The organism is Neobacillus terrisolis (genome assembly GCF_051233475.1).
Lineage (GTDB): Bacteria > Bacillota > Bacilli > Bacillales > Cytobacillaceae > Bacillus_BU.
The window spans coordinates 103,151-117,561 of record NZ_JBKFGH010000018.1 but is presented as its reverse complement, the minus strand read 5'-3'; the positions used below and the strand labels follow the sequence as shown (position 1 = coordinate 117,561).

The window sequence follows — 14,411 nt, the reverse complement described above, 5'->3', positions numbered from 1 at the left end:
ATTTACAAAAGCTTTACAATTGATTAAAACCTGATTAACAGTCAACCAGTATATTTGTACATGTAGGACAAAACAAAAACAAATCTCTTAGGGGGAACAAAGAAATGAAAAGCCTTAAAAAGTTAAGCCTGCTTATGGTGCTTGCAGCAGTGATGATGTTTACAGCTGCTTGTGGTGGCGGAGATTCTGCAAAAGAAAAAACAACAGGTGAAGAAAAAGCTGAATTAGAAGGTAGTGTAGTAATCGACGGTTCGGGTACGGTTTACCCTTTTATGGCCAAAATGGCTGAAAACTATATGACGAACGAACAAGAAGGGGTTTCTGTTGAAGTAAGTCGTGCCGGTACTTCTGCTGGTTTCAAAAAGTTTTTAGCTGAAAATGGAACAGATTTCAACAACGCTTCTCGCACGATTAAAGATGAAGAGAAAGCTGAAGCTGAGAAATTAGGAATTGAAGTTCAAGAAATGAAAGTAGCATTAGATGGTATCACAATCGTTATTAATAAAGATAATGATTGGGCTAAAGAGCTTACTCAGCAAGAAGTAGTCGACATCTTCCTAGCAAGCGCAGGAAAGAAAAAATGGTCTGATGTTCGCGCTGATTTCCCAAATGAGCCAATTAAAACTTATGGACCAAACGAAAACCATGGTACTTACGAATTCTTCTATGAAAAAATTCTTGAAGAACAAGATTTAGTTGAAGGAATTAATTTGCAACAAGATTATTCCACACTAGTTGATTTAGTATCAAAAGATAAAAACGCAATCGGTTTCTTCGGATATGGCTACTATGCTAATAACAAAGATAAAATTGCTGCTGTAAAAGTAGACTTTGGTAATGGGCCTGTTGAGCCAACTCTTGACACGATTGCTGAAGATGGCGACTATGCACCATTTACACGCCCAGTATTCACATACTTAAATACAGGCTTTGCAAAAGAAAAGCCACAAGTATTAGATTATGCAATCTATACAATGAAAAATGCTCAAGATGTTGCGAAAGAAACTGGATTTGCTCCACTACCGGATGAAGATGTCCAAGCTGCAATTGATACATTAGAAGGATTAAAATAATCAAAAGCGACTCATATATTCGTTGAAGATGAGAAGTCTACATTTCTCATCTTCTTGCCTGTTTAAAAAAAGAGTATTTGTTCCTCCTTTGTTTACACTAAGGAAGAAAGGGGTTTTAACATTGGAAAGGTCCGTTCCTGATGGAAAATACAAACAATTAAATATCCAGCAATTAATTGAGGATAAGAAAAAAACAACGAGTTTTAGAAATTCTTCAGAGAAATTGATACCAGGAATATTATTTGGTATTGCGGCTATCTCGGTCTTAACGACTATTGGCATTCTTTTTACCCTTTTAACCGAAACGATTATCTTTTTCAAAGAAGTTTCCATTATAGATTTCTTTACCGGAACCAAACTTAAACCACTTGGCGATGACGCTGTGTTTGGAGTGCTCCCATTGTTAATGGGAACTTTACTGTCTACCATTATTGCGATGTTAGTGGCCATCCCAATAGGAGTAATGACAGCTGTATTTTTAAGTGAGTATGCTTCAGATCGATTAAGAAAAATCTTAAAGCCATTACTGGAGATACTTGCTGGGATTCCAACCATTGTGTATGGTTTTTTTGCTTTTACCTTTGTCACACCTTTATTGAGATCGTTTATTCCTGGATTGGAACCAACAAATATACTAAGTCCAGGGTTAGTCATGGGGATCATGATTATCCCTTTAGTTGCTTCCCTTTCTGAGGATGCGATGAGTTCTGTTCCGAACGCGATGAGAGAAGGAGCTTTGGCTCTTGGCGCAACAAAGCTTGAAGTGACTTGGAAGGTAGTCGTTCCAGCTGCTATTTCAGGAATTATTGCTTCTTTTGTACTTGGTATTTCCCGTGCTGTCGGGGAAACGATGATTGTGGCGATTGCAAGTGGAAGCTCAAAGAATTTTACTTTTGACATCACACAATCCATGCAAACGATGACGGCTTATATTGTAGAAGTAACAGGCGGTGAGGCACCGGCTGGTTCAACTTTGTACTATAGTTTATATGCGGTAGCGATGACATTATTTGTATTTACTTTAGTCATGAACCTAATTGCCCAATATATTTCCCGTAAAGTTAGGGAGGAATATTAAATGAAGTATATCGACACTGCTCAAGTTGAAAAAAAGATGGGTTCACGCTTATTGTCAAATAATTTAGCGAAATTTTTCTTTTTGTTAGCAACATTATTTGGACTCGTTGTTTTAGTTGTGTTAATTTATCGAGTTGTTGCACAGAGTATTGGTTGGATTGATATGGAGTTTTTAACGAATAAATTATCCACCGATCCCGAAAAAGCCGGAATTATGGGGGCCATTCTTGGTACCTTATGGTTAATGCTCGTAGTTGCACCGGTTACGATGATTTTGGGTGTTGGTACAGCCATTTATTTAGAGGAATATGCAAAAAAAGGCCGGTTACAGTCACTTATTCAAACAAATATTTCTAACCTGGCAGGTGTACCATCTGTTGTTTTCGGAATACTAGGCTTAACTGTGTTTGCAAGAGGTCTTGAATTAGGTTCGGTTGTTTTAGCAGGTGGTTTAACGATGGCGCTGCTCGTTCTTCCTGTCGTCGTTGTTTCCAGTCAGGAAGCAATCCGTGCGGTTCCACAATTTTTACGAGAAGCTTCCTTTGGAATGGGGGCAACAAAATGGCAAACAGTTAAAAATGTTGTTTTGCCAGCCTCATTACCTGGAATTCTAACCGGTGTTATCTTAGCTCTGTCCCGTGCGATTGGGGAGACAGCACCACTTGTAGTAATTGGAATACCGGCATTATTGATTCCATTACCAGACGGAATTTTTGATAAATTTACGATTTTACCAGTCCAGATTTATTATTGGACAACGGACTCAGCTCTCGTCGCTGAATATGCTAATTTGGCAGCCGCAACCATCGTGATTCTCTTAGTTGTCTTGTTCGCGATGAATTCAATTGCCATTGTGATTCGGAACAAATTCCAGAAAAGATATTAGGTTGAGGAGGTTATCTAGCTATGGTGTCGGTTTTAGCTGATAATGAGAAAAAAAATATTAAAATTTCTTCCAAAAGGGAGGATTCAGATACTATCGAAACAAATAAAAAAGTTGTCTATGATACGAGAGATCTTAATCTTTGGTACGGTGAAGGTCATGCCTTAAAAAACATTAATCTGCCGATTTATGAAAATGAAGTTACAGCGATTATTGGACCTTCAGGTTGCGGAAAGTCAACCTATATCAAAACTCTAAATAGAATGGTCGAATTAGTTCCCTCCGTTCGGGTTTCAGGAGAAATTTTATATAGAGAGCGGAACATTTTCGATAAAAACTTTAAAGTTGAAGATTTAAGAACTCGTGTAGGGATGGTATTTCAAAAACCTAATCCTTTTCCTAAATCGATATATGAAAATATTGCATATGGTCCGAAAATCCATGGAATCAAGAACAAAAAAGTGTTAGACGAAATTGTCGAGCAAAGTCTTCGTGGTGCGGCTATTTGGGATGAAGTTAAAGACCGGCTTCACCAAAATGCATATGGTTTATCTGGTGGACAACAACAACGTATTTGTATTGCACGTTGTCTCGCGATTGAACCGGATGTCATCTTAATGGATGAGCCAACATCAGCGCTTGATCCTATTTCTACTTTAAAAGTTGAGGAACTGGTGCAGGAATTGAAGAAGAATTTTAGTATTATTATCGTGACTCATAATATGCAGCAAGCGGCAAGGATTTCCGATAAGACTGCATTTTTCTTAAATGGAGAGGTAATTGAATACGCAAATACAAATAAGATCTTCTCAACTCCTTCAGATAAGCGAACAGAAGATTACATTACTGGACGATTCGGGTAATTACCCGTTATAATTAGCAATCAAAGACTTGACAGCTCTGTTTCTTATCAAAAAAAGGAGGAAGCAACCATGGTAGTACGGGAAAAATTTAATGAGGACTTAAAAGAATTACAAAATAAATTGCTCGAGATTGGAAATTTTGCAATAGATGCTCTTGGGAAGTCTGTAGAAGCACTTGATACCGGCAACGTAGAATTGGCTTTGAAGATTATGGAAGATGATTCAGATGCTGATTTGATGGAAGAAGAAATTAATGATTTTGCCATTCTTTTGATTGCCAAGCAGCAGCCGGTTGCAATTGATTTAAGAAGAATCATTGTCGCTATCAAAATTGCTAATGATATTGAGCGGATTGCTGATTTTGCGACGAACATTGCTAAGTCTGCGATTCGTATTGGTAATGAGCCTCTTATTAAGCCACTTGAACATATTAAACAAATGCATCAAATTACATCAGAAATGTTAAGACTTTCATTAGAGGCATTTAATGAAGAGGATGTTAATAAAGCAAAAATGGTTGCTGAAATGGACGATCAGGTGGATGATTTATACGGGCAAACAATAAAGGATCTTTTGGAAATCAATCAAAAAAATCCTGAGCATATGTCACAGGTTAACAATCTTTCATTCGTGTGCCGGTTTTTGGAAAGAGCAGCAGACCATGTCACGAACATTGGTGAGCACGTATTTTACCTTGTAAAAGGTCGCCGTTATGATTTGAATAAATAAACGAAAAGAAAGGGCCTCAAGCCTTTTCTTTTTTTTGTAAATATTCCCCGCTGTTCTTAAATAAAATGTCGGAAATCGACTATCTTTACTGGAAAGCTGTGTCGAATCAGCGTGCTTCCTCTTGTAAAAATCCTCTTGTAAACTTTTTTTATTCATACATCCCTTTCCTTATCAGAGTATGCACAATCCGACAAAAAGCGTTTATTGAGAAGGTTTAACAACAATGTTAACATTAAAATAACAGAAAATATTGATAATTAAGAGAAGCAGATCATATAGTAATAGTTTAGGAAAAGAGGAACGCTAAATGATTGAGGAAATGCTAATGGTTTCATTAGTTTCTAAAGATAAAGTAACTGTAAAATGGTCGATACCAACCAGTTCATCTGACTTTGTCCATCTTTACTTTGGACATCCCTATTCCCATTTTCGAAAAGCTCTGAGATTATATGATGTCACATATATTCAGTTTGACGGAAGTAACGCTCTTGAAATGCATGAGTTTATCCTTAAGGATAAACAAGAGCATTGGAGCATTAAAGGTCTAAAACCGAATCGCAGCTATTGTCTTGAATATGGAATAAAGCTATCAGAAACTGAATTTTTCCCATTGATCCGGTCAAAAAGTATACAAACCACCGAAGAAAGTAATGGTCACATTGAACAACAACGAATAGATAGTAAACCATCAGCACACCTCTCTTCACCAAAAGACTCCCTGCCAATATGGTCCGAGCACGTTAGTACGTACAGTTATTACGAAACGACAGTGCCAAAGGGGGCTAAAAAGTGACCCAAAAAGCCGCTAGCCAACAAAAACCCCCTGTATTTGATGAGTTGTCACTAGTTCACAGCGATGAGGTTCAAGATATTCAAAAAATGAAGTCGAAGCAGTCCATTTTAATATTAACATGGGAATTCCCTCCAAATATTATCGGTGGCCTTGCTAGACATTGTTATGGGCTTGCCAAAAGTCTTGTAAAAGAAGACTGTGAAATTCATGTTGTGACAACAAAGCTTCACAATACACCAAGCACAGAAAATGTTGAAGGAATAAATGTTTATCGGATTACTCCCTTACATGAGCAGGAGCCCAATTTCCTTACCTGGATTGGCGGCTTAAATTTAGCGATGATTGAAAAGGTGAAGCAGTTATCAATAAATAATCAGTTTTCAATCATTCATGCTCATGATTGGCTTGTCGGTACCAGTGCCCTAATGTTAAAGGAAGAATTAAAGGTTCCGCTGATCGCAACGATTCATTCTTTAGAGCATGGCCGTAATAACGGGATTTATACGGACACGCAACGATTTATTAATGAAAAAGAACGTCAGCTTATTAATGGGGCTGATCAGTTAATTGTCTGCAGTGAATACATGCGGGAAGAGCTTCATCAAGTCTTTGCTGTAAAAAAAGAGGATATTGCTGTAATAGCCAATGGGATAGATCAAGATGTCAGTGTAACAAATGAAGTAGAATCTCTTGATTATTTACCAATAAACCCGAATAAAAGATTAGTATTTTCAATCGGAAGGTTAGTAAAAGAAAAGGGATTTGAAACGATCATTGAAGCTGTTCCAGATTTACTAAAGAAAAATCCTGACCTTTACTTTATAATTGCTGGAAAAGGACCCATGCTCTCTGAATACGAGCGAATGATTGCAGATAATGGGCTTGAGAACGATGTGTTTTTAGTTGGATACGTCGGAGACGCGGAACGGAATAAGCTATTTGATCAATGTGAGTTAGCTATATTTCCGAGTCTTTATGAACCCTTTGGAATTGTATCGTTAGAATCAATGATTTTTGGTAAACCTACGATTGTTTCGAAAACCGGTGGGTTAAAAGGGATTATTAAACATATGAAGACTGGCTTATTTATGAATCCAGGTGATAAGGATAGTTTAGTAGAACAGGTCCAATTTTTATTAGATAATAAACAATTTGCCGACAAACTTGGGGGAAATGGCCGGCAGATCGTTCAGCGTTTATTTAGCTGGCAAAGAATTGGTTCCGAAACTAAAAGGGTATATGAAGAGTCGCGGTATAAGTATAAATATTTCCAGAAATAACGAAGGGCAGGGAGTAATGATGAGAACAAATATAAGAACCAATACATCGTTTCGGATAAAAAAGAAAATGATTAATCTCTCAGCAATCCAAAACCCTTTAAAAAGCAAAATTGGTTTGTGGATTGATGGGAAAATTTTTTGGGTAAAAAATGGGACTGAAAAACTCATTCAAGCTGAAGCCATTTCCATTAAAATTAACCAACGAAATATTCATTCGAAAATTAGATTTTTTGATATATTTGTTACCAACCACAGTGAAAAAATGAAGCAACTAAAGTTGATCGTCCTAAATAGCTGTGAAAAATTTGCAAAAGATGATCTTACCTTTATTTCACCAATAGAAAAGGTTATTTATCATCTCGCGAGGCGGACAATTCATTTAGTAAATGGTCAAATGAATGGGACATTACTAAATGAGTACACGGTTCAACCAGTCTGGAATATTTATACCGATAAATTCTGGGACTGCCAGAAAAAGGGAACCTTAAAATACCAGCCTTTGTCACATGGTCCGTCAAACAGTTTATTTACGATTAATATGAATATACCAGCCTCAAAAACGTGTAAGGCAAATACATGGATTATATCTGGGGAAACAAAGGAGGAATTACTTCGACTTAATCAGGTTGTTTTAAAAACACACTAGCTTTTCAGATTGAAAAGTGATATTATAGAAAAGTCGTATGAACGAACAAGCAAGTAAATGTTTGGAGGGAAATTCTAATGCGCGTGAATATTACGTTAGCTTGCACAGAGTGTGGAGATCGTAACTATATTTCAACAAAAAATAAACGCAACAATCCAGATCGTCTTGAGCTTAAAAAATATTGCCCAAGAGAAAAGCGTACAACAGCACATCGTGAAACAAAATAAGCAGTAGGGGGATTCCTGCTGCTTTTTTTGTTGTCTAATTTTTTAGCTGTGTTAAAGAACCATATAGATTTTGGGCACTCTGGTGATTGGAGTGGAAGGTGCGAGACTCCTGCGGGAGAAGGTGTCACGAGAGACCCCACAGGCGTTTTAGCGCTGAGGAGGCTCGCGGACTCCCCCGCGGAAAGCGAGCACCTGGAACGGAAATCAACAGACAAATTAACAAAGCCATTTTTTTAAGAGGGTATCTTGTAATTGATTTGAACAAGACGGAGGGGAGTATATGGATAAAAAGCAGCTTCGTCAGGAAATGAAACAGAAATTAGCATTATTGAATAAACCAAACTATGAAGAAAAGTCCTATTTAATTGCGCAAAGGCTCTACCAGGATTCCGATTGGATTACTGCAAAGACAGTAGGGATCACAGTTTCAAATCCTCCTGAAGTCGATACATATCAAATTATCCGGAAAGCATGGGAACAAGGAAAAACAGTAGTGGTACCAAAATGCGAACCAAAAACAAAACTGCTTCAGTTTAGAAAGCTTGACCGCTTTTCACAGCTAGAGTCAGTTTTTTTTGGTCTTTATGAGCCGATTGAATCTGTAACAGATGAGGTCACGGTCGACGAGATTGACCTTCTGATTGTGCCAGGGCTTGCTTTTTTGGAAAAAGGTTATCGTCTTGGTTTTGGAGGAGGATATTATGACCGCTTCTTAAAGGACTACCAAGGAAATAAACTTTCACTCGCCTTTGATTTACAATTGGTCGAACACCTCCCGATTGAAACACATGACCAGCCTGTCCCAAAAATAATTACCGATCGTCAGGTTATTGTGACTTATGATTAATATAATGATCTATGCAACGGTAATTTTCATTACGGCTATTAGCGGGTATTCTTTCCGGTTTTTAACTAAATCTGGGGCTTTAGCGGCTGCCATTATAGGTGGAGCCGTCGCGCTTGGCTTTGGATGGAAAGGATTATTTGTGTTAGGGACATTCTTTTTTACCTCAAGTATTTGGTCCAAATTCAAGCGGGATTTGAAGAAAAGGATTGAAGAAAAACATGTAAAGGGATCCCGTCGCGATTGGCAGCAAGTAATCGCCAACGGGGGCATCGCGGCGATTTTCAGCATATTCAACTTTTCTTTTGAACATGATATTTGGCTATTGGGTTTTTCAATTGCAATAGCAAGTGCGAATTCAGATACGTGGGCTTCTGAACTAGGCACGTTAAGTAAAAAACCCCCCTTACTAATTCGTACATTTAAAAGATCCGAAAAGGGGACGTCTGGCGCAATCAGCATGCTCGGGTCGACTGCCGGTTTTTTGGGTGCATTTTTGATCGCGATTATAACGAGCCTTCTATTCCGTTTAGGAAATATTTACCTTATTATCATTCTTCTGTTCGGATTTCTAGGAAATATCTTTGATACCATTTTAGGAGCTTTCCTGCAAGCATCATATAAATGTCCTATATGTTTAGCTGATACCGAAAAAAAAGTTCACTGTAACCAACCTGCTAGTTTGAATAGAGGTTTTTCGTTTATGAACAATGATGTTGTTAATTTTCTTTCCGGTTTATTGGCTGCAATTTCTGGTATCGTATATAATTTTTACCTTTTGTAACGAAATATCCATATAGAGGGCGCTTTCATCGATCAAAATAGCCTAGAAAAAGTTTGTGAAATGTTGCACAATATAAATTAGAAAGACTAAATGTTTTTTTAAAAAGATGGTTATAATGATAATGAATTCCTAACTAGGAGGTACTTCTTATGAGAGATCACGTTAACAGAGTTGTATTAATTGGAACTGGGTTTGTAGGGTCAAGTTATGCTTTTGCCATGCTGAATCAAGGTGTTAGTGAAGAATTTGTTATGATTGACTTAAATAAGGAAAAGTCTGAAGGAGACGCAATGGATTTGAATCATGGACTTCCATTTGCTCCTGCAGCAACTAAAATTTGGTTTGGAGATTATTCCGATTGTAAAGATGCAGACATTGTTGTTATTTCTGCAGGTGCCAATCAAAAACCTGGTGAAACAAGACTTGATTTGGTTGAAAAAAATACTGCCATCTTCAAAGGAATTGTCGAGCAAGTAATGGCTAGCGGATTTGACGGAATTTTTGTCGTTGCAACAAATCCTGTTGATATTTTAACGTATGTAACATGGAAATTTTCTGGGCTTCCAAAGGAAAGAGTCATCGGTTCTGGTACGATCTTGGATACAGCACGTTTCCGTTATTTACTAGGAGATTATTTTGCAGTCGACCCTCGGAACGTTCATGCTTATATAATCGGTGAACATGGGGATACAGAGCTTCCAGTTTGGAGTCATGCAGATATCGGAGGATTACCTATCTCTGCTTGGGCGAAGACGAAAAAGGATTTCCGCCAGGAGGACCTTGACGAATTATTTATTAATGTAAGGGATGCTGCGTATCAAATTATCCAGCGCAAAGGTGCTACATATTATGGAATTGCCATGGGTCTAGTAAGGCTAACAAAAGCCATTTTACAAAATGAAAATTCCGTGTTGACAGTTTCCGCTTATCTAGAAAATAAATACGGTCAGGAAGATTTATTTATTGGTGTTCCTGCTGTTGTGAATCGAAGCGGTATTCGTGAAGTCGTAGAACTAAGCTTAAGTCCAGAAGAACAAGAAAAATTCAAGCATTCTGCTGAAGTCCTAAAAAATATTATAAAATCTTCATTTCATAAATAAAAATTGACGAAGGCTGCCTTTAATGGCAGCCTTTATTAATGTTGAGGAAAATGTTCTTTGTTTCTTATTCCATGGATAATATTGAAAAATATAACTCACAATAATAAAAGGAGGGATAACCATGCGAACTTTTACATCAATTTTTATGATTGGTTTGGCTGGATTTTTGGCATTTAAGAATCGGTACCGATTAATAAATATCATTCTAGGAAAGGGTTTTATTCGTAAACTGCTTGTCGGTTCTGTGTTAAGCATTCCTGGAGTTCGGGATAAAATGATGCAAACTTTTTTCTCAAGACCAGCTCAATGGTAAAAAGGCCTATTTTCGGGCCTTTTTATTTTTTCAAGGTTGTTATTTAGGTTACAGATTGAATTTGGTTTATAATATTGTTAAATAACAAAAATTAGAGACTTTACTAAAAATCATCATAAAGCATGTTTACATAGAAAGTAGGGGAAGAGTTGAATTTCCAAGAGGATTATTTATTTTGGAGGTTGGCCGAATTATTCATATCTAAACATGATTATCGGTTAATTCAAATGAAAGGGAATGATCACGAACTCTGGCTTGAAAATACATCGAATAAACAGGGACAAATCATCAGAATACTGCGCCACAATGTTGATTGGAGCAATTGGATGCAAAGAGATATCGAAATGACCGCTGCCATTGGTGAGAATTTTAGAAGGCGGTTTATAAGAGGCGAATTAACGATACAGAATATCTACATAACTCCCTATCCCCCTGTGGATGATTATCAATTTCGGATTGAAAAACCCTTTGTTTTGCCCAATAGCAAAAAGACTCGAGTTTGCACGACAATGTTGATGCCTAATGAACTTGAGAAATCATTACAAGAGCTTAGCGCGATTTTAGGGTTCCCGATCGAAGTTACGCTTGATGGGGAGTATAATGAGCAAGATATACAAACTATTAAACAATTAACACTTGCTCACACTGTGATGATGGCAAAGAAAGAAAAAGCGATTTTTGAGAACGGGAAACCGCTGTTTACATATGTATTTTTAGTTATTCAAATCGGAATTTTGATGATAATGGAATTTATGGGCGGGAGCACCAATTCATCTACCCTTATACAGTTCGGAGCCAAGTTTAATCCTTTGATCCTTGAAGGGGAATGGTGGCGCTTTTTTACGCCTATGTTTCTTCATATCGGCTTTTTACATTTATTAATGAATTCGATAGCATTATTTTATATGGGACCCTTAGTTGAACGGATTTTTGGAAGTTTTCGTTTTGTATTGATCTATCTTTTTGCTGGATTTGCAGGGTCTGTGGCAAGCTTTGCCTTCAGCCCCAATCTGTCGGCTGGCGCCAGCGGGGCGATTTTTGGATGTTTTGGTGCTTTATTATATTTTGGGGTAATATATCCAAAATTATTTTTTCGAACAATGGGTATGAACATCCTATTTGTAATTGGCTTAAATTTAGTGTTTGGATTTTCGATGAATAACATCGACAATGCCGGTCATATTGGTGGTCTAATTGGCGGTTTTCTTGCTGCAGGAGTTTTACATTTTCCTAAGGCTAAAAAGCCGGTTTCTCAACTTATGTTTACTGTTATGAGTTCTATTCTCGTATTTATCCTTCTTCAATATGGATTTGGTGAATCAACGCGTGCCATCGATACTCATTCAAGCTTTGTATTAGCACAACTCTATGTTGAAAAAGAGGATTATGATGGTGCCTACGAGGTTCTAAAGGAGGTACAAAATCGAGGTGAGAACTCGGCTGATTTATTATTTTTAATGTCCTATGTTGAGATCCAAAAGGGACTGACTACTCAAGCTAAACAGCACCTTTTTGAAGTAATTAAAATGGATGCCAACTTTGAGGAAGCCTATTATAATTTAGCGCTCCTTTACTTAAACGAAAATAATTTAGAAAAAGCAAAAGAACATGCATCGAAAGCTTTAAAATTAGATCCGACACGGTCAGATTACAAGGATCTGGTTAAGGAAATTAATCAATATTTACTTCAAAAATCTATTCATGAAAATTCTAATTAAAAATATTGAGATGGGGTTGATTGGAGAGAGGTTTAGACCTTTTTTCCTTTCACCTCATCTTTTTTCTTTCCCCGGAAATATATTAGCCGTAAGTACCTGACTACCAAGTATGATTTCATTCGTTCTTGTCCATGCTGATTTTAGTGCGTATGGAAATATATTGTAAAATATCGGCAAGGGGTTTCGTAGAAGATGAAAAAAAATCCTGTTAAAAAAAAGATTGAGGAAAATATTGCCTTTTTACGACCGGAGCTAGGCATCGGAAAAAGCTTTGATGTGATTCAGTTAGACTTAGAATATGTGGACCGCAGGATGGCTTTATTTTTAATAGACGGGCTTGTAAAGGACGATATTCTCCATCTGTTGATGAAATTCTTGGCTAATCTTGATAAAGAAAAGCTTGAACCAAATGTACTTGAGAATTTAATGAAGACATATCTCCCGTATGTTGAAATTGAAATGGTCGATGATTTGGATAAAGTGGTGGATACGGTTTTAGCCGGCCCAACAGCATTAGCAATCGATGGTGTTGAAAAAATCATCTTGATCGATGCCCGTACCTATCCGGTAAGAGGTCCACAAGAACCGGATATCGAAAGAGTAGTTCGGGGGTCTCGGGATGGATTTGTTGAGACCATTGTATTTAATACAGCTTTAACGAGAAGAAGGGTTAGAGACAGAACATTAAGGATGGAATACCTTCAGGTAGGGCGACGCTCTAAAACGGATATTGTAGTTTGCTATATTGAAGATATCGCGGACCCGGATATAGTTAAACAAGTAAAGGATTCAATTTCAAAAATTGATACCGATGGATTGCCGATGGCTGAAAAAACGATCGAGGAATTTATCTCGGGAAGACATTATAATCCTTACCCTGTCGTCCGATATACTGAACGCCCAGATACGGCAGCAACGCATTTGTACGAAGGGCATGTTTGTATCATTGTCGATGGATCACCGAGTGTTATGATTACTCCGACTACCTTTTGGCACCATTTACAGCACGCCGAGGAATATCGAAATAAACCGATAGTGGGTGCTTATTTGCGAATTGTACGGCACTTTGCTGTTTGGGCATCCATCTTCCTATTACCCCTTTGGTATTTATTTGCCATTGATCCGGAGTTGGTTCCAAAGCAAATATCGTTTATCGGACCAAATGATCCCGGAAAGGTTCCGCTCCTGCTGCAATTCTTGTTAGCGGAAGTGGGATTGGATATTCTAAGGATGGCAGCCATACATACCCCATCATCATTAGCAACTGCTTTAGGTCTCGTGGCGGCATTAATGATTGGTCAAGTTGCTGTTGAGGTGGGTCTGTTTACAAATGAAGTCATCCTCTATTTGGCGATTGCTGCAATTGGTACATTTGCCACTCCAAGCTATGAAATGAGCCTGGCTAATAGGATTATTCGCATTGGACTGCTGATTGTTACAGCAATGTTCCATGCATATGGCTTAGTTATTGGGTTTGTCCTATTCATTATCCTATTAGCGAGAATGAATTCGTTTGGGGTCCCATATTTATGGCCATTTATTCCGTTTAATTTCCGTGCCTTTCGAGATGTATTAGTTCGATCGCCAATTCCACTCAAGAACCGTCGTCCTCGAATTTTACATCCTAAAGACCCGGATCGATAACAGTAAACAGACGTGGTGGCAGTCTTACCCGTTTTTGCTTGAGCCAATTTTCTGTTTCGATTATAATTTGAGATGAAACAGGAATGCGGGGTTGAACGATGAAAACAATTTATGATATACAACAATTTTTAAAGCAATACGGAACGATTATTTACGTAGGTGACCGCTTAGCTGATCTTGAGTTAATGGAAGATGAAATAAAGGAACTTTTCTATTCTAAACTGATTGAAAAGCAAGATCTCCAGGTGGCCTTGCAAGTGTTAAGACATGAAATTCAACTAGAAAGAGACAAGCTGGCTCGAGGTTAAAGTACCTAGCCTCGGCCTGGCTGTTCAATACACAATAAAGTTCATTTCGCCTAAGGGCGCTTTTTTTTTGCTGTGATTAAGTTGTAAAGCAGCGAGTGTTTTATCCAAAAATTGGACAAACCTTGAAAC

Annotated in this window: 16 protein-coding genes; all 16 read left to right on the top strand. The window is 37.7% G+C overall.

The features are described from left to right. The first annotated feature begins 104 nt into the window (after positions 1–104). Complete coding sequence (locus tag ACI48O_RS12565) at positions 105–1,073, top strand: PstS family phosphate ABC transporter substrate-binding protein (RefSeq protein ID WP_435562158.1); 969 nt, start codon at positions 105–107, stop codon at positions 1,071–1,073. A gap of 121 nt (positions 1,074–1,194) precedes the next feature. Continuing rightward, positions 1,195–2,151 carry a phosphate ABC transporter permease subunit PstC gene (gene pstC / locus ACI48O_RS12560; protein WP_435562157.1) on the top strand — a complete coding sequence of 319 codons (957 nt, stop codon included), beginning with the start codon at positions 1,195–1,197 and terminating at the stop codon, positions 2,149–2,151. Continuing rightward, positions 2,152–3,036 (top strand): phosphate ABC transporter permease PstA, encoded by an 885-nt coding sequence (gene pstA / locus ACI48O_RS12555; protein ID WP_435562156.1) that lies wholly within the window; start codon positions 2,152–2,154, stop codon positions 3,034–3,036. 62 nt (positions 3,037–3,098) lie between these two features. Next, complete coding sequence (pstB, locus tag ACI48O_RS12550; protein ID WP_435562244.1) at positions 3,099–3,896, top strand: phosphate ABC transporter ATP-binding protein PstB; 798 nt, start codon at positions 3,099–3,101, stop codon at positions 3,894–3,896. A 69-nt stretch (positions 3,897–3,965) separates the two neighbouring features. Further along, positions 3,966–4,625, top strand: a complete 660-nt coding sequence (gene phoU, locus ACI48O_RS12545) for a phosphate signaling complex protein PhoU (protein WP_435562155.1) — start codon at positions 3,966–3,968, stop codon at positions 4,623–4,625. A gap of 307 nt (positions 4,626–4,932) precedes the next feature. Beyond that, positions 4,933–5,418 (top strand): DUF4912 domain-containing protein, encoded by a 486-nt coding sequence (locus tag ACI48O_RS12540; RefSeq protein ID WP_435562154.1) that lies wholly within the window; start codon positions 4,933–4,935, stop codon positions 5,416–5,418. After that, positions 5,415–6,698, top strand: a complete 1,284-nt coding sequence (locus tag ACI48O_RS12535) for a glycosyltransferase family 4 protein (RefSeq protein ID WP_435562153.1) — start codon at positions 5,415–5,417, stop codon at positions 6,696–6,698. Before ACI48O_RS12540 ends, ACI48O_RS12535 begins: the two co-directional genes overlap by 4 nt. A 16-nt stretch (positions 6,699–6,714) precedes the next feature. After that, positions 6,715–7,344, top strand: coding sequence for a hypothetical protein (locus tag ACI48O_RS12530; RefSeq protein WP_435562152.1), 630 nt, complete (start codon positions 6,715–6,717; stop codon positions 7,342–7,344). Between the two features lie 77 nt (positions 7,345–7,421). After that, the gene (gene rpmG / locus ACI48O_RS12525; protein WP_015594975.1) at positions 7,422–7,571 is read left to right on the top strand and encodes a 50S ribosomal protein L33; all 150 of its coding nucleotides are present in this window, start codon (positions 7,422–7,424) and stop codon (positions 7,569–7,571) included. A 280-nt stretch (positions 7,572–7,851) separates the two neighbouring features. After that, the gene (locus tag ACI48O_RS12520; protein WP_435562151.1) at positions 7,852–8,418 is read left to right on the top strand and encodes a 5-formyltetrahydrofolate cyclo-ligase; all 567 of its coding nucleotides are present in this window, start codon (positions 7,852–7,854) and stop codon (positions 8,416–8,418) included. Next, entirely contained in the window at positions 8,411–9,199 is a 789-nt protein-coding gene (locus ACI48O_RS12515) for a DUF92 domain-containing protein (RefSeq protein WP_435562150.1), read from the top strand. Before ACI48O_RS12520 ends, ACI48O_RS12515 begins: the two co-directional genes overlap by 8 nt. A gap of 149 nt (positions 9,200–9,348) precedes the next feature. Next, complete coding sequence (locus tag ACI48O_RS12510; protein WP_435562149.1) at positions 9,349–10,299, top strand: L-lactate dehydrogenase; 951 nt, start codon at positions 9,349–9,351, stop codon at positions 10,297–10,299. Between the two features lie 121 nt (positions 10,300–10,420). After that, positions 10,421–10,612: a hypothetical protein gene (locus ACI48O_RS12505; RefSeq protein WP_435562148.1), complete on the top strand. Its 192-nt coding sequence runs from the start codon at positions 10,421–10,423 to the stop codon at positions 10,610–10,612. Between the two features lie 149 nt (positions 10,613–10,761). Further along, positions 10,762–12,330, top strand: coding sequence for a rhomboid family intramembrane serine protease (locus ACI48O_RS12500; protein ID WP_435562147.1), 1,569 nt, complete (start codon positions 10,762–10,764; stop codon positions 12,328–12,330). Positions 12,331–12,522: 192 nt separating this feature from the next. Further along, the gene (locus ACI48O_RS12495) at positions 12,523–13,974 is read left to right on the top strand and encodes a spore germination protein (RefSeq protein ID WP_435562146.1); all 1,452 of its coding nucleotides are present in this window, start codon (positions 12,523–12,525) and stop codon (positions 13,972–13,974) included. Between the two features lie 98 nt (positions 13,975–14,072). Next, positions 14,073–14,282: a YqgQ family protein gene (locus tag ACI48O_RS12490; protein WP_435562145.1), complete on the top strand. Its 210-nt coding sequence runs from the start codon at positions 14,073–14,075 to the stop codon at positions 14,280–14,282. Positions 14,283–14,411 lie beyond the last annotated feature (129 nt).